A 20,680-nucleotide genomic window follows, 5' to 3' on the forward strand; every position below is an offset into this window, starting at 1 on the left:
GTGGATTCAGTTTTTTCTAATTCTGGAATGACAAAAATTCCGTCTTTGCGAATGAGTACATCATCAAAATAGATTTCGCCGCCGCCATATTCAGGTCGTTGTATATTGACTAGGTCCCAGTGAATATCGGAATGGTTGCCATTTGAAGCTTCTTCATAGCATTGTCCCGGTGTAAAGTGGAAGCTTCCATCAATTTTTTCGTCGAATAGGATATCCTGCATTGGAGTTTGGATAAAAGGGTTGACTCCAATAGCAAATTCCCCAACATAACGTGCACCTTCATCAGTATCAAATATTTTTGTGATGCGTTCTGTATCATTTGCTTTTGCATCAATAATTTTCCCATCTTTGAATGTGAGTATTACATTTTCAAATGTGAAACCTTGATAAGGGGATGGAGTGTTATATGAAATGACGCCATTAATGGAATCCTTTACTGGTGCTGTATAGACTTCACCATCTGGTATGTTCATTTCTCCAGCACATTTAATTGCTTTTATGTCTTTGATAGAGAAAGATAAATCAGTGCCCGGTCCTGTGATTCGGACTCTATCGGTTTTATCCATTAGCTCAACCAGGCTGTCCATAGCTTCACTCATTTTTCCGTAATCTAGATTGCATACATCAAAGTAAAAGTCTTCAAAGGCCTCAGTACTCATTTTGGCAAGTTGAGCCATTGATTGAGTAGGGTAGCGGAGAACAACCCATTTGGTTTTCGGGACACGAATATCGCGATGTACTTTTTTTCCGATTGTGCGGCCGTGAATAGCCATTTTATCGGATGGGACGTCCGCTTGTTCGCTGATATTATTTCCTGCACGAAGGCCAATATAAGCATCCATTTCTTTCATGACTTCAGCTTCAAAGTTGGCCATCATTTCATATTGTTCTTCTTTAGCACCCATAAGGAGAGCACGGTCTACTTGATGGTCTTTTTAAAGATACGAAAGGGAATCCGCCGGCAGCATACGCTTCTTGAACGAGCGCAGTAACTAATTCGGTTTGTATTCCAAAATTCTCAATTAACACTTTTTCACCTTTTTTAAGATTAACTGAATAATTTATTAAATTTTTGGCTAATAATGTAATTCTAGGATCTTTCATAAAGTATTCCTCCATATATGTAATATTTTTACCTTTCTATTGTAACCGATTTCTATGAATTCTTCCTGTAATTTATTTCGGAATTTGAAATAATAAGTTTGAAGGTAAAAAATATTTTCTAAAAAATAAAGGTATTTAATTTTCTTTCTTGAAAAATAAATAGTTTATATTATTCCCTTTAGGGTATTTAAACTAGTAACATAAGGGATATATTGTTGTTGGATTATTCGTGGAGGTGGTCAAATGGAAATTGTATTATATTTAAGTGCTGCAGTCGCAGCGATTGCGTTTTTAGTTTTAGTATTTTTCTTAGGCAATACATTGAAATCTTTACAGGTTACTTTAGACAGTGTATCCAAAACACTTGTCGGTCTTGAAAGTCAAATGCAGGGTATCTCATTAGAGACTACACAGCTCCTGCACAAAACAAATGTTTTGGCAGAAGACTTGAAGGAGAAATCTGAAAACCTGAATACAGTAGTTCATGCTGTAAGAGATGTAGGAACCTCTATCCAGAGTTTTAATACATCTATTCAAAAGGTTTCAAATAAAGTACAACAGGAAATAGATGATAATCAGGAAAGAATTTCACAAGTTGTCCAATGGAGTAATATTGCAATGGAAATTCGTGAAAAGTGGAAAACAAGAAAAAGACAACCTGAAGACTCATCTGTCCCAGCAGCCATGGCAACAAAACCTGAAGTTGAAACAGAAAGTATACCGAAAAGACGCTTTTTACGATCTACTAACTAATTTCAAATTTGAGAGGAGAATGTAACATGGTACAAAAAGATTACCCAGTAAAGGATTATACAAGAGATTCTCAAAGATCGATTGAAGAAGAAAGAGGTAGCAAAACCTCGAAGGATTTTGTAGTAGGCGCAATCATTGGCAGTATTGTTGGTGCAGCTACAGCACTTTTCATGGCACCAAAACCTGGTAAAGAGCTGCGTAATGATTTAAACGTCCAAGCTAAATCACTTACTGAGAAAACAGAAAAACTTCGTCAAACTGCAATGGAAAAAGGTTCTGGTTTAATGGAAAAAGGATCTGGACTTACTGAAACCGTAATGGAAAAAACTAAACCAGTTGCAGATATGGTGACAACAAAATCAACGGATATACTTAACAAAGTAAAAGGGTTAAAGCAATCACAAGAAGATCCAAATGTTAAGAATACAGGAAATGACACGAGTGATCTTGGTGATTCTGAAGGATCAACAGGGTACAATAAAGCTCCCGTTTCATCAGTAGAAGTGAAAAATGATACTAATACTGGAAACACGAATACCGCTGGCAATGCTAATGCAGCTAAACTGAAGCTGGATGAAACAAAAAAAGCATTTGATGAAACAGAAAATAAATACAAAAAATAATTTGTAAGAAAAGACGCTGAAGTGTTACGATACCTTCAGCGTCTTTTATATTTGTAAAGGGGGTAAACTTCTTGACGGGTAAAAAAATTGAAACAGAAGAGCAATTTACTAAACTACTTACCAATGAGTTCTTTCTTTTGTTTAAGCATAGTTTAACTTGTCCGGTAAGTGGGGCGGCTTTTGATGAGTACCAATCGTTTATTTCTGAGAAAAATGATTTGGAAACGGCCTTCTTGGCTGTTCAGGAAGCACGACCGTTGTCCAATTATGTAGCAGAAACGTTTGGAATTAAGCATGCATCTCCACAAGCGATTTTGTTTAAAAATGGACAACCAATTTGGAATGACTCACATTGGAGAATTACGAAGGATTCGTTACAAGCAGCTTTAGAGCAATAAATAGGAAAGAGCCATGCTAACCTCTGCCTGGTAGTGACCCCTAAAAGTTAGAGTTTTGTTACGCAGCTGATTGGCTGGTTTGAGTTCGGTATTGCACTGGACTTACCCCAGCCAATTTTAGTTTAATACGTTTATTGTTATAGTAATCGATATAATCTTCAATCTTTCGTTTTAACTCATCATAGGAAACTAATTTCTCCCATAATACATCTCTTGTTTTAAAATTCCAAAGAAATTTTCGATTGCCGCATTATCTGCACACGTTAATTTTCTAGACATACTCTGGAAAATCTTATGCTGCTTCAATGTCTGAACCCATTTGTTATGCTGGTAATGCCATCCCTAATCTGAATGTATGGTGGTTCGATAGTTCGCTTCTTTCTTAACGACTTCTAAGGCTTGATTTAGTGCTCTATAACGAGATTTAATTCGGTCTATTTGACATCCCAAACGAAATGATTTCGCCATTATATAAATCTAGAATAGGACTTAAGTAGAGTTTTTCTTCTCCAACACACTTGAATTCAGTTACATCTGTTACGAGCTTTTGTAGACGAATTGGTGTATGGAACCTCCGGTTCAAGCGATTCTTAGCTAGTCTACCTACTTTTGCTTTATAGGAGTTATAGCGAGATTTACGTGACACACTTCAAGCCTAATTCTTTCATGATTCGTTGCACTTTTTTATGATTAATCATGTAACCTTGCGTTCTTAATTTTAAATAAATTCGACGGTACCCGTATGTCCCTTCGTGCTTTTGAAAAAGTTCAGAAATGATCCTTTTCCATTCTTGATCTGGATCCTCCTTTTTTAACTGTTTCACTTGGTAGTAATAAGTCGCCTCTGGAATACCAACCACTACAAATACATCTTTTAATCGGAATCCGTCTTCTTTGAGTTCGAATGCCAGGGCTGCTTGTGCTTTGCGAGGAAGGCATTCGGATTCTCCTGAAAAGCTCTTAACTTTTTTAAATAAGCATTCTCTAAACGAAGAAGTTCGTTTTCACGTTCTAATTGTTCTTCACGAGATAATGATTTCCCTTGGTTTACTGAATTCACTTTTGGATTTTTAGGCATAGGAGGCCGTCCTTTCACTTTTCCCTTCAGGTCTTCTATACCTTCTTTAGAAAGTTTACTGTACCAATTCGCAATCAAGGTCGGATTGTGTAAGTTAAATTGAATCGCTGTATTTTGGTAAGAAGCACCTGTCTGTTTCATAAAGTGTAATACATCGACTTTAAATTGAACAGAAAAAAACTGTTTGGACTGCTTCTTGCGTAACCCATCTTTTTCAAAGGCTTTATAAGCACTTACCCAGCGTTGGATTTGTGCAGGATTGGGTATGCCATGTTTTTTCGCTAATAATCCATAGCCCAAAAAACCTTCTAAATACTCTTTGACAATTTTCAATTTAAATTCTTCACTATATTTGGCCATATAAAAACACCCCAAAAGTTAGTTTTGGCTCTAACTTTTGGGGTGCGGCACCCATCTGGCTCATTTTATTTATTATTTATTTATTAGTATGGATGGTGGTGGGCCAAAGAATCTTAAGCTCATCACCGGATGCTAGCGTTTCATGAAAACTGGTTTCTTGATTATTTTTTATTAAAACAAAGCGCCCTGCAGACTGCTGAGGCATATCAATTTCGACATGTCGGAATAAGTCTTGGAATATAAAAGGCTCCATTTTGTGTTGAATAAAAGAGATTGAGTCTCCATCGGTTATTCGATCAGTATCCTTTAACAGCTGTCCTTCTTTGTAAAATTCGGTAAGTTTTTTCGACAAAATAATGCGTTTGCCATTAAAAGAAACAGGGACTGTATAAGATAACTGTGCCTGAATAGCTTTTGCCAAGTCGGTTACCTTTGGCTGGAGAGGAGCGTGGATAATAAATTTATCTCCATCCGCAAAGGATGATTCTGGTTTTACTGCTAAACCATTTTTTAAAAGTTTCCCTGAAAAGGCTGGCAGCTGCAGCGGTTTTTGATTTAGTTCAATTGTGAATGGGCGTACGTTCGCTAATAAACTTTCTAATTGAAGGGAATTTAATAATTCGCTGATAGTTGGCGGCATTATACAAGTAATTGAATCGTGATCCGCAATAAGTTCGTCTCCAGTTACAAGGAATCCATTCCGTCTTACTTCAGCATCAACAGGATATTCCTGATTATTTATATAAACGGTACAATGCGGAATATGATCAAGTAAATCCCGGATAGGGAGCATAATCGGCTGGGCGTCCAATCCTTTTTGAACCAAAATCTCATCATTGCTTTTCACAGAATCATCAAGGGAGGCAGAGACACCATTAAGTGTGAGAATAGGCTTACCGCCAAGCTTCCCTGGTATGGTTACAGATTGACCGTTCACCTGGACCATCTGCGCCATTCCAGCCTTGCCAAAAAGCTTAGTTAAACGAATCCCCGCTGTGAGCAGACAATCAGCAACCGTAAGTCGTTTCATATCAAACAAACGAATTGTTTTTCCATTAACAAGGACGCTTAAATAGCGGATTGGATTACGGTGGGCTGCAATAGCAATTCCGATTGGAGTAACAAGCTCTGGACCTTTTGTTACATGAGCGGCAATTTTGATATCTTGGATCGCTTCAATTCCTCTGATAGCCACTCGATTCGAGGGCAAGCTTAGCTTTTCAGCAATCATTGACGGTAATTCTGGTGTTAAACTTCCGCCGCCAATGAGCATAATGGCCTTCGGTGCTTTATTATTATTGAGAGCCAGAATTTCATTACTGATTGAGTGTGCTAACTTTTCAAGGGCAGGATTCAGCTCTTTAATCACTTCATGTTTGCTAAATTCAGTTGTGAATCCAAGAATATCAGTTACGGAGATACTGTCATACTCAGGGTCACTCAACTCTTTTTTTGCTTTTTCAGCGAGTGGAAAATCGAGAAGCAGCTGATCGCTGATTGCTTCGGTAATTTCGTCGCCTGCTACTGGAACCATTCCGTATGCAATGACCGTTCCTGAATCAGTCAGCGCGATATCAGAAGTCCCTGCGCCAATATCAACGAGAGCTACGTTTAAACGCCTCATAGAAGGAGGTATCAGAACATTAATAGCAGCAATCGGTTCAAGTGTTAAAGCCTGCATATGGAGCTCTGCTCTCTTTAAAGCGGCTACTAATGATTCAACGACAACTTTAGGCAGGAAGGTTGCAATAATCTCGACTGAGGCTTCATAGCCGCTCTGATCGATTAAACTTCCGATTTCTTGGCCGTCAAGCCGATAGAAGAGAACAGAGTACCCCACACAAAAGTATTGTGTACTTTCTTGCAAGGCCATTTTTTCGGCTACGATTGCTTGAGCTTGTTGAACAGCACACAATTCTAGATGCAGAATATCCTCCTGCTGGATCATTGGTTTGTCCTTAATGTTAATTACTTCTACAGCTCTTTCCGTTTTAAGTGCACGCCCGGCAGCTGCTACGGACACATTCTTTAGGGAACCGTGTTTTTCCTCAAGTTGATTCTTTATAGCCGTGATGACTTTAGAAACAGCCAATACATCATGAATTTGTCCATCCAGCATGGCCCGCTCTGTATGTTCTTGGGATAAGATATCCTTTACCTCGTATGTAGTATCCTGTTTTTCGAGGATAATACCGACCACTGATCGTGTACCAATATCGAGAGCAAAGAGTTTTTCCGGCAATAGAAACACCTCTTTAGTAGTTTATAATACGCTTTAATGCTTAAAAGCGTTTCTTTAATAAAGAAATAAATAGTGACAATCTTCAGATTTTCATTTATACTAATCTAAATTATATAAGAAATGTACCATATTTTTTTAATTCTTGACAGTTGTCGGATATAAAAGGAAGAATATCCTCAGATTTGAGCAATCTGCAAAAGATAAGTGTTGAGTATGTAGTAAAATAGACAGTCAAAGGGGACGGTTTGAAATGAGCAACAAGGATCTTGAAACTCTAAGAGAAAAGCTTGATGACATCAACCTTGATTTATTACATCTTATTAACCAACGTGCGGGAGTTGTACAAGAAATTGGCCGTGTAAAAGAAAAGCAGGGCGTTAATCGTTATGATCCAGTTCGTGAAAGAGAAATGTTGGATCTTATCGAAGCTAATAATGAAGGACCATTAGAGCCTGCTTCCCTTAAACATATCTTCAAGGAAATTTTTAAGGTTGGTCTGGATCTTCAAGAAGAAGATCAAAAGAAAGCCTTGCTTGTATCAAGGAAAAGAAAAGCAGAGGATACCGTTATTGACATTAAGGGTGAGTTAATAGGGAATGGAATTCCGAGCTTTGTATTCGGACCATGTTCAGTTGAATCTTACGAGCAAGTAGCTGCTGTGGCAGCAGCTGTTAAAGCGAAGGGTCTTAAGTTATTACGCGGAGGCGCTTATAAGCCGCGTACCTCACCATATGACTTCCAAGGACTTGGGCTAGAGGGATTAAAAATACTAAAACAAGTTGCCGATGAATACGATTTAGCTGTCATTAGTGAAATTGTAAACCCAAATGATATTGAAATGGCTTGCGAGTATATCGATGTTATACAAATTGGTGCAAGAAACATGCAGAACTTCGAATTGTTAAAGGCTGCAGGAGCTGTGAATAAACCTGTGCTGTTAAAACGAGGCCTTGCAGCAACAATTGACGAATTTATTCATGCTGCCGAGTATATTATGTCCCGAGGAAATGGCAACATCATTCTTTGTGAACGTGGAATTCGGACATACGAACGTGCAACAAGAAATACACTTGATATTTCAGCTGTACCGATTCTTAAACAAGAAACGCATCTGCCTGTTATGGTTGACGTTACTCATTCTACCGGACGTCGTGATCTGCTGCTTCCAGCGGCAAAAGCGGCATTAGCGATTGGCGCTGACGGAGTTATGGCTGAAGTACATCCAGATCCATCGGTTGCATTATCCGATTCTGCTCAACAAATGGACTTCAATCAATTTGATACTTTCTATAATGAAATTAACAAGTTGAACTGGGTATCATTGTAAGTTTGTTTATCGAAAACAGCTCCCTTCCAATTCGGCTGGGGAGCTGTTTTTTATTTGTGCTGAACTTTATTGATAAATTGTTATATAATTAGGAACAGATACATTGCGGACAAGGGTTCTCCTGTCGTATGATATAGTAATACGGTACGTTTATACAGTAAAGGATAAGTGTATGAAACGACTTGAATGCTCATATCTGAACAAATAAAATGTTAGATTGAATTCCTGAAGTTGACATCAGCTGAAGAAATATTCGTATAAAAAATCCTATATGCTCCTCTTTAGATGAGCTGGTTATAAAAAAGCTAAGATTGAGAAAAGCTGTAAATGGGAAAATTGATGGTAAGAAGGAGTGGTTTTATGAATAATGTAACGATTTATGATGTAGCTCGTGAAGCTAGCGTATCAATGGCTACCGTATCACGTGTAGTTAATGGGAATCCGAATGTTAAACCTGCTACACGTAAAAAGGTATCTGATGTGATTGACCGTTTAGGATATCGTCCGAATGCAGTAGCAAGGGGATTAGCCAGTAAAAAGACGACAACAGTTGGGGTAGTGATCCCGGATATTTCCAGTATATTTTATGCAGAGCTGGCAAGAGGAATTGAAGATATTGCCACTATGTACAAATATAATATCATCCTAAGCAATTCAGATGAAAATGAAGAAAAAGAACTTCGTTTATTAAATACGATGCTTGGTAAACAAGTAGATGGAATTGTGTTTATGGGTGCAAATATTACGGAAGAACTAGTCAGAGAATTCCAGAAATCTCCAGTACCGATTGTCCTTTCCGCTTCTGTTGAGGACACGAAACAAATTCCATCCGTTAATATTGATTATGAGGCTGCTGCCTTTGATGCCGTTAAGGAATTTGCACAAAGAGGATTAAAGAAGATCGCATTTGTCAGCGGTAACATTAGTGACCCGATTAATCAAAAAAAATTAGCAGGATATAAGCGCGGTCTAGCTGATCAAAAGATTGAACTTAATGAACAGTTTATTATCGATGGTGATTATACATATGATTCTGGCATAGAATCATTCCAAAAGTTAAATGACCTAAAAGAAAAACCAAATGCTATTATTGTTGGTTCAGATGAAATGGCATTGGGTGTTGTGCATGCTGCTCAGGATCGCGGGTTTAATGTTCCAGATGATTTTGAGGTGATTAGCTTTGATAATACACGTCTTACTTTGATGGTTCGTCCGCAAATCACGACAATTGTGCAGCCCCTTTATGATATTGGTGCAGTTTCCATGCGTCTTTTAACTAAGCTAATGAATAAAGAAAGCGTAGAGGAACAAGAGTCTGTTATTCTTCCGCATAGAATTGAAAAACGTCAATCAACGAAATAAACGTCCAATATGGACGTTTATTTTTTTACATTATGTAGGTTTCACAGAAGATGATTGATTGGAACGGATAGGGTAAAGTAACTTTTCAACCGTAAGAGTATTTTTTTCGGTTATTTCAGGTCTTCGGGGGATTGGTTCGTAGATTCCCTCCGGATCATCCCACGATTGCGGCAGTGTGACAGGTGAGTCTGGCTGCCAAGTATCGAGCCATTCTGGTGATAATGGACCCGTCGGAGTTGGATTACTAGACATCTCCATCCATAGCATTGACCAAGCACGCGGTACCACACGCCATATGTCATAGCCGCCGCCGCCAACTGCCACCCAGCGCCCCTCGCAATATTGATGGGCAAGTTTGTGAGCTAAGCGTGGAATTTCGCGATAAATTCGCATGGTTGCCGATAAATGGGTCAATGGATCAAAGTAATGCGAGTCGGCACCATTTTGGGTTAGTATGACATCAGGTTTAAAGAATTCCACGATTTCCGTAAAGGCCGTAGTATAGGACTCTAACCACGAATCATCCTCGGTAAAGGCATCGACTGGAATATTAAAGGAATAGCCGTATCCTTTCCCTTGGCCTCGTTCATTGATATTTCCTGTCCCTGGAAACAAATATCTTCCTGTTTCATGAATGGAAAGTGTACATACCTCTGGATCATCATAAAAAGACCACTGAACACCGTCGCCATGATGTGCGTCTGTATCAACGTACAAAACACGGGCGTGGTACTTCTCCTGCAGATATTTGATAGCTACTGAACTGTCATTATAAATACAAAACCCAGAAGCCTTCCCGCGAAATCCATGATGAAGACCGCCTCCCAAGTTCAATGCATGTTGAGACTTTCCTGTCATAACATAGTCAACAGCCTGTAAGGTTCCGCCAACGAGAAGAGCACTTGCTTCATGCATACCTGGAAAGATGGGTGTATCCTCAGTCCCTATCCCGAAATTACCGGCCTTTTCTTTTGGAAGTTTTCCTTTTCCAGCTAATCTGACAGCGTTTACATAGGCAGGGTCATGAATTAATTCTAATTCCTGATCGGTAGCCATTCTTGGCTTGATGATATCCTCATCAGTAATAGCACCCGTTTTTTTAATAAATCCAAGGTCAAGAGAAGGCGTTTTTGGTTAAATGGATGATCGTTGCTGAATTTATAGGTTAATAGTTCTTCAGAAAAGACAAATACGGCATCCTTGGTCATAGGGAGATACCGGGAAGGCTTGGCCATATGACTTTATAGCCTTCTTTCTTTAAGTCATCTACCACTAGAAATGGATTCATAGTTTGTATCCTCAACACGAGAACTTTTTCATATTCTGTCTCTTTAGCAGGATAGACGAGGACACTATGGATGTTTGTATTCCTTTTTTTAAAGATACATGAAATATTATGAAGTACACCAGGCTGGTCAGGGACTTGCACCTCAATTTGAGAACCAGGCTTATTCACACCGGTCAGTTCAACGTATGATTGAAGCAAATCAGTGCCCGTAATGATTCCGACAAGCTTTTTTTCATGAATAATCGGGAGGCAGCTAATATTATTCTCACAGAAAACAGCACCTATTTCTTCAACGAAATCGAGGGGATGTCCGGTTATGATATTGGTTTTCATAATCGTGTGGAGAGGTTTTTGCATATCCTCTTTAAAATCCTCGGTTCTAAATATTGAGGGGGAAGCATCACGGATGTCACGATCACTGATAAGACCAACGAGATGGTTTTCATGATTAACAATTGGGATATGCCGAATTCGTTTCTCTTGAATTAATAATAAGGCGGTTTGAATGGTATCCGTTTCCGTTAGTGAGATAATCTCTTTTTTCATGATTTTTTCAACAATCATTTCTACTCCTCCTCATGGTTTATAAACCGTTTAATACATGAATCGGTTCATAAATCTAAGCTGGTCGAATTTTTGAATGGATTCGGGTTCAACTCGTTTACCGATTCTTGCCATTAGACAATTTGCAGGATGCGAACTGATTTCCGGATCATCTGTTGCATAATATTCCAGTCCACCGGCACTCATCATTTTCTCCATAATTTTTCGGTAGTCCCATACATTTAATCCAGTGCCTTTTAAGTCCCAATGCCAATAATATTCTGTTGTAATGATGATGAAGTCTTCCATTGCATCGTCTGTCATGGATAGGCGGATCATGTTCTTACCAACAGAAGCTCCTCGGTAGTCTTTTATAACTTCTATTGCACCAAGTTCAATTAAGTCATCCATTTTTATCTCTGACCAGCGCTCTAGTGGATCTGGATATAAATAAGTGACATAACCAATAATCATTTCTTGCTGGCGGGCAATAATAATTCGTCCTTCTGGAAGATCGGCAATTTCAATTAATGCCTTATGCTGTTGTGCTGGCGGTCGGAAAGCAACCAATCCTTCATGGAAATCATATGACTTTAATTTTTCAGAAGAAACGGGTCCTTCAATGATTAGAGTCCCTCTAACTGTTTCTAATTCCATGGAATTATACGCCTTTATATGTTCCATTCTTTCACCGCCTAATGAGTATTACTTTCTATTATACATAAAAAGTAAAATCGGAATTTTAGATAACTAGTATTCTTCTGAAGTTTTTCTAATCCATTCAAAATTTGGACATATTTGTTATAGTGTTGTTTATGGATATAGTAATGGGTAGCAGGGATAGTGGGTTCTTAAAGTAAAAAATTGAGATAAATAGAATTATATACTATAATTATACTGTATAAGTCGAGAAAAGGGGGAACATTGTCTATGAAATTGGAAGCGCTGCCAGTAATTAAAGGTGAGTATAACTTACAAAATTATGATGAAAAGTACAAGCAGTTTGATTGGGTTGAGACAGAAAAAGAGTTTTCTTGGTCAAAAACTGGGAAAATTAACTTAGCTTACGAAGCGATTGACCGTCACGCGGAATCTGATAGAAAAGACAAGGCGGCCCTGCTTTATAAAGACGATAATCGGGACGAAACATATACATTCGACGAGATGAAGAATTTAAGTAACCAAGCTGCTAACGTATTAAAGAACTTTGGAGAGGTGGAAAAAGGGGACCGTGTATTTATTTTCATGCCCCGTTCACCAGAACTTTATATGGCCCTGCTTGGTACGATTAAGACGGGAGCGATAGTTGGACCGCTCTTTGAAGCGTTCATGGAAGGGGCGGTTCGGGACCGATTAGAAGACAGCGGTGCAAAGGTTTTGATCACTACACCAGAATTATTGCCCCGTGTACCGGTAAGCGATCTGCCTGAACTGAAACATATTTTTCTTGTCGGGGATAATATTGAGGAAAAGGATAACCTGCATGATTTCTCTGCTAAATTAAAACAAGCAGATACGGCGTTTTCAATAGAATGGGTAAATCGTGAGGATGGATTAATTCTTCATTATACATCCGGTTCTACAGGAAAGCCTAAAGGCGTTCTGCATGTTCATAATGCCATGATCCAGCATTATCAGAGTGCAAAATGGGTGCTTGATTTAAAAGAAAATGATATCTATTGGTGCACCGCTGATCCTGGATGGGTAACTGGGACATCTTATGGAATTTTTGGACCATGGCTGACTGGAACGACAAATGTTATCGTAGGAGGCCGTTTTAAACCAGAATCATGGTATAAAACTATTCAGGATTATGGGGTAACTGTTTGGTATAGTGCACCTACTGCCTTCCGCATGTTGATGGGCGCAGGTGATGAAATCGTCGAGAAATATAATTTGAGTTCTCTTCGTCATGTATTAAGTGTAGGAGAACCGCTTAACCCTGAAGTTGTTCGTTGGGGAATGAAAGTTTTTAATAAACGAATTCATGATAATTGGTGGATGACCGAGACAGGAGCTCAGATTATCAGCAATTATGCTTGCATGGAAATCAAACCGGGATCAATGGGAAAACCACTTCCAGGAATCGTGGCAGCAATTGTAGATGATCAAGGAAATGAACTTCCTCCCCACCGGATGGGGAATCTGGCCATTAAAAAAGGCTGGCCATCAATGATGCATACGATTTGGAATAACCAAGCTAAATATGAATCTTATTTTATGCCGGGCGGTTGGTATGTATCTGGAGATTCTGCTTATATGGATGAAGAGGGATACTTCTGGTTTCAAGGGCGGGTTGATGATGTGATTATGACCTCAGGAGAGCGTGTAGGTCCCTTTGAGGTAGAAAGTAAGCTAGTGGAGCACCCCGCTATTGCGGAAGCAGGTGTTATCGGCAAACCTGATCCGGTCCGTGGTGAGATTATTAAAGCATTCATCGCTCTCCGTGACGGGTATGAACCAACGGAAGAGCTGATTGAAGAAATCCGCCAATTCGTAAAACAAGGCTTGGCTGCACACGCAGCACCAAGAGAAATTGAATTCCGTGATAAGCTGCCGAAAACAAGAAGCGGAAAGATTATGCGCCGCGTCTTAAAAGCTTGGGAACTAGATCTGCCAACCGGAGATCTATCAACCATGGAAGACTAAAACGACAAACAAAGAAAGAGGCTTCCCTGATGGGAAGCCTCTTTCTTGTTACTCATCTGTATCGTCATCATCAACTTCTTCAGATTCGTCTGCAGGATCAGACTCCTCTTCTGCGTTCTCTTCTTGGGAATCTTCTTCAGAATCAACAGCTGGTTCTGTAGGGGTGGTCTCAGGTGCTTTCTTTGTACTGCCTGTTTGAATTATAATCTGGGTGGACATAGCAGATTCATTGCCCGCTATATCTACTGCAGTGACGTAATAGCTCCCTGAACCACTGCTGTAGCTGAGCTTTTCTCCAGCTCGGATACTTGCAACCTTTTGTCCGCCGTTATAAACGCGATATCCGACTACATCCCCTTCAGAATGAGATCTCCAAGCTATGGATTGCCCAGTCTGATATATCTCTGGAGGAGCAGGAACTTTTCCATTGTCGTTAAGTACAGCGTTTGGCACAACAATGTTTTTCCAACTGCTATTCATAGAAGCCAAAATAGTTGGATCGACAAGATATTTTCCGCCAATCTTATTAAAAAAGTCTGAATTAAGTACGTAACCATTGGTTGTAAATTCATCTGGGGTAGCAGGAAGCGCAGTATATTGCTTAGTACCGACTTGTACGTACCTTCCAGTTATAAAGCTATCATCTGTCTCATTTGGAACAAATTTTGCATTAAATAAGTCTGTAGAAGCCATTCCTGCTGCAGAGCAAGAATTTGAGGCAAGGAGACCTGATACTGCACAGACAGAACGACGGACAATTCCTCCAGGCATTTCAAATCGTTCAGCTGGATCAACAAGCTTTGGCTTGACTTGGTAAGCAGCATTCATTAAATCAGCCCATAGATATATATTCCGCTTACTATAGGAGAGTCCTTTATAAGTTTGTTCCAGCGGTTTTGGCGTGTCATAACCCATCCATGTTCCAAAGGTTACATTAGGATTAGTTGCGACGAACCAGGCATCCTTATAATCTTGACCTGTCCCAGTCTTTCCTGCCCAGTCAGAAGAAAAGGCGAGTCGGTTACTTAAGGATGCCGCTGTACCGCTGGTTATGACATCACGCATCATATCTAATGTAAGATAAGCGGTTTGTGGTGAAAATACATCGACTGGCTTTGTTTTGTGTTTATAAACAACTTTGCCATCCTTTGTTTCAATTTTATCAATCATGTAGGCATCAACAAAGTCGCCATTATTAGCAAACGTCGAATAGGCATTCACATTTTCTTCTACTGTCACGCCCTCGCTTAGTGCTCCGAGTGACATCGATGGATTCACGTAATCTGCTTCAACTAGTGAAGTAAAGCCCATTTTTTTCAAGTAATTAGCCGGACGTTGATTAATAATGTCCATGTAAAAGATGGCTGCAGGAACATTATGCGATTTTTTCAGTGCTTCACGAGCAGTTGTTAACCCTGTATAACTGCCCCCGTAATTCTTAGGAGGCCATGACCCGATTTGGATGGGCACATTGACAGAGATAGAGGCAGGAGAGATCTTGCCTAACTCAATGGCTGGTGCATAGACGAGCAGTGGTTTCATGGTCGATCCATTTGGACGCTTAGCTGCAGTTGCATGATTCAATTGTTCCCGTGAATAATCCCGGCCGCCTACAAAGCTAAGAATCTTACCCGTTTTATTTTCAATAAGGATGGCTCCGGTTTCCACTGGTTGATCAATAACCTTTGATTCTTTTGTTTCTGAATCTGTTATTCTCTGTTTTTTTGTATTCCCATAGTACTGGTAATTTTTCGCAACTTTTTGCATTTTATTATATATTTTTTTATCTATCGTTGAATAGATTTTATACCCGTTTTGATGAAGCTTACGATTTGCTATCGTCGTATACTGATCTTTTAAGTCTTTATCTTTTTCAAGGTCTTTTTCATCGTAGCCGGCTTCTTTTGCAAAGATGGTTGTGAGAATTTCTACGGAACGCTTTTCAATTTCATAAGTAACCCAAGGGTATTCATCATAGGGTTGTGGTTGAGGTCCTATGAAATCCTTTACAAGGTCATAAGCTAATGCTTCTTTATATTCTGCATCAGTGATATATCCGCCATCGAACATTCTCTTTAGAACCGTTTTCATTCGATTCAGACCTGGTTCGAGATTTGTTTTCAATTCTCCTTTTTGGGTATATGGAGTATAGCCAAAGGGACTTTGAGGCAGCCCGGCAATAAAAGCAGACTGCGGGAGATTAAGCTTTTTAGCTTCTATTCCAAAAAGCCCTTCTGAGGCAGCTTGAACGCCTGCAATATTTTTACCAGATGAGTTTCTGCCAAATGTTGAGATATTAAGATAGGTTTGAAGTATTTCTTCTTTCTCAAAGAACTTTTCAACCCGAAGCGCAAGCAGTATTTCTTTTGCTTTCCGCTCGAAAGATACCTCATTCGTTAGTATTTGATTCTTAATTAATTGCTGTGTCAACGTACTTCCGCCTGATTGGACAGAGGCGTTTGTCATTTCTTGAAAGATTGCACGCATAATGGCTTTTGGTACAACACCCTCATGCTCATAGAAATATTCATCCTCTGTGGCTATGATGGCGTCAGTAAGATGTGTTGACATTTGGTTTAATAAAACTTCTTCACGTTCCAAATCAGATGTGAGTTTGCCGAGATAAACCTTATTGGCAAAATAGATTTCTGAGGTTTCTTCATAATTGTATAAATCTTTTTTTAGGTCTGTTTTTGATCGGATGGGCTCTTCTTTAACAAGTGCAGCGAAGTAACCAGCTCCAACGCCTCCTGCAAATGAAAAACCGAGTATCAGTGTAAGTATGAATAAAAGCGTTAAATTCCAGACAACTTGGTATGTAATCCTTGAGTATTTTTTTGTTCGCTTGTCCTTGAAAAAATCAAAAAAAGGACGCAGACGTGTCTGTTTATTTCTTTCGTTATTTTTCATCGTATCAAACCCCCTGAAATCACATACATTATAGCATATAAGCCCATTTGGGAATGACTACTTTTTAATATTTTCCATAAAAATGTCAGATAAAGTTGACAGCTGTCACTATATATGATAAAAATTTATTATCTTAAAATTTAATAATGTAAAGCGATGATAGGATTAAGTAGCAAAGCTATCCCTGTTTTAGAGAGCCGGTGGGAGCTGAAAACCGGTACATATAGCGTGGTGAATTACGTCCTGGAGCATTTGCTGTGAACCATATAAATTTAGCAGCAAACGGCTGATGGCCGTTATTCAGTTTAAGCGGAGGACAGGTAAGTTTTGTTCTCAAGTTGGGTGGTACCGCGAATTTATTCGTCCCTTCATTTTATGAAGGGGCTTTTTTGTGTTTGTTTGCGGCATATAAAGGAGGAAAATCGCATGGAACTTATTAAAGACCTCGAATGGAGAGGGATTATTTATCAACAAACAGATGAGACCGGTCTAACGGATCTGTTAGAAAAAGAAAAATAGCATTATATTGCGGGGTAGATCCTACTGCGGATAGTATGCATATAGGACATTTATTGCCATTCCTCACTTTGCGTCGATTCCAAAAACATGGTCACCGTCCTCTTGTGTTAGTTGGAGGAGCTACAGGACTTATCGGTGATCCATCTGGTAAAAAAGAAGAAAGACAGCTTCAAACACTAGATCGGGTGCTTCATAATGCGGATTGTATTAAAAATCAATTAACCCAAATTTTTGAGTTTGACGGAGATAACGGTGCAGTCATGGTAAATAATTATGACTGGATTGGCAAAATTGATATGGTTACTTTCCTCCGCGACTATGGAAAATATATTGGGATCAACTATATGCTTGCCAAGGATACGGTTGCTTCACGTTTAGAAACTGGCTTATCCTTTACGGAATTCGCGTATACCATTCTGCAGGGAATAGATTTTAATCATTTGTATGATCATCACAGCTGTAAGCTCCAAATTGGCGGAAGTGATCAATGGGGCAATATCACGACAGGACTAGAAATGATTCGTAAATCGCACGATGGAGATACGAAGGCGTTCGGAATGACTATTCCTCTTGTAACTAAATCAGATGGTACGAAGTTTGGGAAGACAGAAGGCGGCGCAATATGGCTGGATCCAGAAAAAACATCACCATATGAGTTCTACCAGTTCTGGATTAATACAGCGGATACCGATGTAGTCAAATACTTGAAATTCTTTACCTTCTTAGAGCGCGAGGAAATTGAAGCTCTTGAGGAATCAGTAGCTTCAGAGCCGCATTTGCGAAAAGCACAAAAGAAATTAGCAGAAGAGATGACGAGACTAATCCACGGTTCAGAGTCCCTTGAACAAGCGATTAGAATATCTGCAGCATTATTTAGTGGAGCTGTTAATACGTTAAGCGCAGCAGAAATCAAACTTGGATTCAAAGATGTTCCGACTTATGAACGTGAGAGTTCTGATGAGATTGGCTTAGTGGAACTTTTAATTGAAGCCAAGATTTCTCCTTCAAAAAGACAAGCGCGAGAAGATATCCAGAATGGTGCCATTTCAATTAATGGTGAAAAAGTAACTGACGTTGCATATACGGTAAGTGATAATGATAAAATTGAAGGCGAATTCCTGTTAATTCGTCGAGGTAAAAAGAAATACACTCTCATTAAGTAATGAATAGATGAAAACAACGCGCACTGATTGATAATCAGTGCGCGTGTTGTTTGTAGAAAAAAGAAGTTTTTAAAATGGGGCTGTTGATTGCCTTTCCAGGCGCTCGCTTTCCGCGGGCGGGCGGTGAGCCGCATCAAAGCTTACGCTCCTGCGGGGTCTCACCTGTCCCGCTGTTCCCGCAGGAGTCTTCACGCCTTCCAATCCAATCAACCGGTTTTCTAAATTTAATTTGGATTTTAATCCGATGTCTAAATTGAAACCTGAGCAAACAAATTCATTTTTTATTATCCTAAGAATAGAATACGAAGTTTCTCTGGCTTAATTTGTTTGTTTCACAAATTCCATAAACACTTGCCAATTAAAAAAGAAGACTGTAGACAAGCTCGATTTCCCTCGAGTTTGTCTACAGTCTGAACGCACATTGATTCAGTTTATGAGTAAGAAAAAAACCCCATCCGAGGATGGGGTCAAACCTATTAACGAGAGTAGAATTCAACGATTCTCTCAACCCTTGATATATCAACGTTTGAAATAGTATTATTCAAAATTGGCCCCAGTTTTGGCCCCAATTAGACTTTCAGAGAATAACTGAACGGATTCTTCTTCTAAATCTAAAAATGTATGACCGTATATGTCAAGAATCATTTGTGGTGTATTTCCTAGCCGTTCCGCGACGACCTTTAAACTTGCCCCACGTTTACCTTGGCTAAGGAGAAGTGTAGCGTGCGTATGCCTTAATCCATGTGGTGTAATAGGCTTTAAATTAGCTTTTTTTATTATACGTCTTAGTGAATAAACGATACTGTTATCTGTGATTGGATTGCCTGTTTGATAAGAGATGAATATGAAGTCGTTATTATTGAAATGGTGTCCAAATTTTAGTCTTGTTTCCTTATACCATTTCTTATATGTTTTCAACTGTTGGATTAAGATATCGTCATTAGGATGGTACGGTAACTGTTTTTAGTTTTAGGTGATCGTACGCCTTTATTGTCTCTAGTCCGTTCCACTGTAAGTGTTCTATTAGAGAAGTCAATATTGTTCCAATGAAGACCACATGCTTCTCCACGACGCAATCCGGTATAAGCCAAGAGTAAAAAAACAGTGTAATTAGTGATATTCTCATGCTCTTTTGCAGTTGATAATAACGTGTTCAACTCATGCGCTTCTAAAAAATTTTCATTTTTACTGGTTCCTGTTGAAATAAGTTCTGTCTTTTCATCGCGAATCCCTAGCCTTTGTTTGAAAAAAATATCTACCCTAACGGTTCAGAGTGTAGTTATTATTTATACAAGTTTTGAAGACTATATAGGAGGTAGTTGTTCTCTATTAGGTTGTGAGCTGTCTTAAAAGAGTCTTTTTACCTTAAGGATATTTTGTTCATACCGATAAGTTGAATTATATTAACAAGACGGTCCTTTTGCCTTCTCTTCCACTAACGGGGCAGATTAGCTCTCTTTTTGTTTACCTTGCTCCCTATGGTTTTCTCCGTAAAGCACATCTAAATGGTTTGTGTGTCTTAAGACCCATTCATGCATTGACATCAATAGTGGGATTAATCCTTTTCCATATTTGGTTATTGAATATTCAACTTTTGGAGGAACTTATGCGTATATCTTACGGTTTATTATATCGTGATATGCCAATTCTCTTAGTTGAGTAGTCAGCATTTTTTTCGTTATATCTGGAATAAAGCGTTGCAGTTCACTAAAGCGTAGTGTCCCGTTATCAATAATATGAAAATGATTGAAGACATTCAAGAAGCGTACAGTTACAGTTGCGGAATGGGTAAAAACAGCGAATCCATAATAAATAAATGAGTCAATAGAACATTTTTTATTGACTCATTTATTTACTTGAAAATATATAGACATCTATGTATAATGAAAAACATGATAAAATATGACACAGCATCAATGGTTGGAAAGATTAGAGACGGAGTAAACAATTTGATTTTGTCGGAGCTTAACAAACACGGGGTAGAGGGGATTGCCCCTTCCCACGGGGATATTTTAGTGTGCCTTTACAAAAAAAATGGCTTACCCGTGAAGGAACTGGCTGAAAAAATCCATCGCACTCAACCGACAGTAACAGTATTAATTGATAAGCTACAGAAACTAGGGTTTGTAGAGAGAAAAAAGAGTAAGGAGGACAGCAGAATAACTTTAATCAATCTTACGGAAAAGGGAACCCAGCTTGAACCAATATTTCGTGAGATCTCAGAAAAAATAAACACGGTCATTTATGGCGGTTTAACGAACACCGAAAAAGAACAGTTGGAACATTTGTTAGAAAAAATCCTAAAAAGATTTTAAATTTTTTTGACTTAATATATAGACATCTATGTAATCGGTATTTTTA

At 38.9% G+C, this 20,680-nt stretch carries 14 protein-coding genes, 6 pseudogenes and 1 other annotated feature; of the genes and pseudogenes, 8 read left to right on the forward strand and 12 right to left on the reverse strand.

Annotated features, from left to right (window positions below; genetic code table 11):
• Positions 1-1,104 (reverse strand): annotated as a pseudogene (locus WYK_RS18510) (aminopeptidase); the annotation flags it as partial.
• A 243-nt stretch (positions 1,105-1,347) separates the two neighbouring features.
• Here WYK_RS18510 and WYK_RS18515 point away from each other — a divergent pair.
• From WYK_RS18515 to ytxJ, 3 genes are all read left to right on the forward strand, one after another.
• Positions 1,348-1,857 (forward strand): DUF948 domain-containing protein, encoded by a 510-nt coding sequence (locus WYK_RS18515; protein ID WP_040375945.1) that lies wholly within the window; start codon positions 1,348-1,350, stop codon positions 1,855-1,857.
• A gap of 26 nt (positions 1,858-1,883) precedes the next feature.
• Positions 1,884-2,480 (forward strand): YtxH domain-containing protein, encoded by a 597-nt coding sequence (locus WYK_RS23445; protein WP_051387680.1) that lies wholly within the window; start codon positions 1,884-1,886, stop codon positions 2,478-2,480.
• Positions 2,481-2,551: 71 nt separating this feature from the next.
• Complete coding sequence (ytxJ, locus tag WYK_RS18525; RefSeq protein WP_040375946.1) at positions 2,552-2,878, forward strand: bacillithiol system redox-active protein YtxJ; 327 nt, start codon at positions 2,552-2,554, stop codon at positions 2,876-2,878.
• A gap of 58 nt (positions 2,879-2,936) precedes the next feature.
• Here the strand turns inward: ytxJ and WYK_RS26410 are convergent.
• From WYK_RS26410 to WYK_RS18540, 5 genes and pseudogenes are all read right to left on the reverse strand, one after another.
• Positions 2,937-3,059: pseudogene (locus WYK_RS26410) on the reverse strand (IS3 family transposase); the annotation flags it as partial.
• A 243-nt stretch (positions 3,060-3,302) separates the two neighbouring features.
• On the reverse strand, positions 3,303-3,524 hold the full coding sequence (locus WYK_RS24635) for a hypothetical protein (protein WP_152526508.1): 222 nt from the start codon (positions 3,522-3,524) through the stop codon (positions 3,303-3,305).
• The gene (locus WYK_RS24180) at positions 3,514-3,738 is read right to left on the reverse strand and encodes an IS3 family transposase (RefSeq protein WP_161629156.1); all 225 of its coding nucleotides are present in this window, start codon (positions 3,736-3,738) and stop codon (positions 3,514-3,516) included. The genes WYK_RS24635 and WYK_RS24180 overlap by 11 nt, the downstream gene beginning before the upstream one ends.
• A gap of 14 nt (positions 3,739-3,752) precedes the next feature.
• On the reverse strand, positions 3,753-4,316 hold the full coding sequence (locus WYK_RS18535) for a helix-turn-helix domain-containing protein (protein ID WP_040375947.1): 564 nt from the start codon (positions 4,314-4,316) through the stop codon (positions 3,753-3,755).
• Positions 4,317-4,392: 76 nt separating this feature from the next.
• Positions 4,393-6,558, reverse strand: coding sequence for a cell division protein FtsA (locus tag WYK_RS18540; RefSeq protein WP_040375948.1), 2,166 nt, complete (start codon positions 6,556-6,558; stop codon positions 4,393-4,395).
• Positions 6,559-6,808: 250 nt separating this feature from the next.
• On the opposite strand from WYK_RS18540, the gene WYK_RS18545 reads away from it, so the two are divergent.
• Both WYK_RS18545 and ccpA read left to right on the forward strand, forming a co-directional pair.
• Entirely contained in the window at positions 6,809-7,885 is a 1,077-nt protein-coding gene (locus tag WYK_RS18545; RefSeq protein ID WP_040375949.1) for a bifunctional 3-deoxy-7-phosphoheptulonate synthase/chorismate mutase, read from the forward strand.
• A 360-nt stretch (positions 7,886-8,245) separates the two neighbouring features.
• Positions 8,246-9,247 (forward strand): catabolite control protein A, encoded by a 1,002-nt coding sequence (gene ccpA / locus WYK_RS18550; protein WP_040375950.1) that lies wholly within the window; start codon positions 8,246-8,248, stop codon positions 9,245-9,247.
• 30 nt (positions 9,248-9,277) lie between these two features.
• Here ccpA and WYK_RS18555 read toward each other — a convergent pair.
• The 3 genes and pseudogenes from WYK_RS18555 to WYK_RS18565 all read right to left on the reverse strand — a co-directional run bounded on the left by WYK_RS18555 (position 9,278) and on the right by WYK_RS18565 (position 11,762).
• Positions 9,278-10,455 (reverse strand): annotated as a pseudogene (locus WYK_RS18555) (acetoin utilization protein AcuC).
• Complete coding sequence (locus WYK_RS18560; protein ID WP_040375951.1) at positions 10,452-11,099, reverse strand: acetoin utilization AcuB family protein; 648 nt, start codon at positions 11,097-11,099, stop codon at positions 10,452-10,454. The pseudogene WYK_RS18555 and the gene WYK_RS18560 overlap by 4 nt, the downstream one beginning before the upstream one ends.
• Before the next feature lie 30 nt (positions 11,100-11,129).
• The gene (locus tag WYK_RS18565) at positions 11,130-11,762 is read right to left on the reverse strand and encodes a GNAT family N-acetyltransferase (RefSeq protein WP_040375952.1); all 633 of its coding nucleotides are present in this window, start codon (positions 11,760-11,762) and stop codon (positions 11,130-11,132) included.
• A gap of 246 nt (positions 11,763-12,008) precedes the next feature.
• Here WYK_RS18565 and acsA point away from each other — a divergent pair, with 246 nt between their 5' ends.
• The gene (gene acsA / locus WYK_RS18570; RefSeq protein WP_040375953.1) at positions 12,009-13,727 is read left to right on the forward strand and encodes an acetate--CoA ligase; all 1,719 of its coding nucleotides are present in this window, start codon (positions 12,009-12,011) and stop codon (positions 13,725-13,727) included.
• 48 nt (positions 13,728-13,775) lie between these two features.
• On the opposite strand, the gene WYK_RS18575 is transcribed toward acsA, so the two are convergent.
• Positions 13,776-16,637 carry a transglycosylase domain-containing protein gene (locus WYK_RS18575; RefSeq protein WP_040375954.1) on the reverse strand — a complete coding sequence of 954 codons (2,862 nt, stop codon included), beginning with the start codon at positions 16,635-16,637 and terminating at the stop codon, positions 13,776-13,778.
• 147 nt (positions 16,638-16,784) lie between these two features.
• Positions 16,785-17,008, forward strand: a binding site (T-box leader).
• 55 nt (positions 17,009-17,063) lie between these two features.
• Here WYK_RS18575 and tyrS point away from each other — a divergent pair.
• Positions 17,064-18,319: pseudogene (tyrS, locus tag WYK_RS18580) on the forward strand (tyrosine--tRNA ligase).
• Positions 18,320-18,856: 537 nt separating this feature from the next.
• Here the strand turns inward: tyrS and WYK_RS18585 are convergent.
• Both WYK_RS18585 and WYK_RS24185 read right to left on the reverse strand, forming a co-directional pair.
• Positions 18,857-19,557 (reverse strand): annotated as a pseudogene (locus tag WYK_RS18585) (site-specific integrase); the annotation flags it as partial.
• 210 nt (positions 19,558-19,767) lie between these two features.
• Positions 19,768-20,079, reverse strand: a pseudogene (locus tag WYK_RS24185) (winged helix-turn-helix transcriptional regulator).
• Positions 20,080-20,268: 189 nt separating this feature from the next.
• Between WYK_RS24185 and WYK_RS18590 the strand changes: the two are divergent.
• A complete protein-coding gene (locus WYK_RS18590) occupies positions 20,269-20,634 on the forward strand; it encodes a MarR family winged helix-turn-helix transcriptional regulator (RefSeq protein WP_328286297.1) in 366 nt (121 codons plus the stop codon).
• Positions 20,635-20,680: the final 46 nt, after the last annotated feature.

Source organism: Peribacillus psychrosaccharolyticus ATCC 23296 (assembly GCF_000305495.1).
Taxonomy (GTDB): Bacteria; Bacillota; Bacilli; order Bacillales; family DSM-1321; genus Peribacillus; species Peribacillus psychrosaccharolyticus.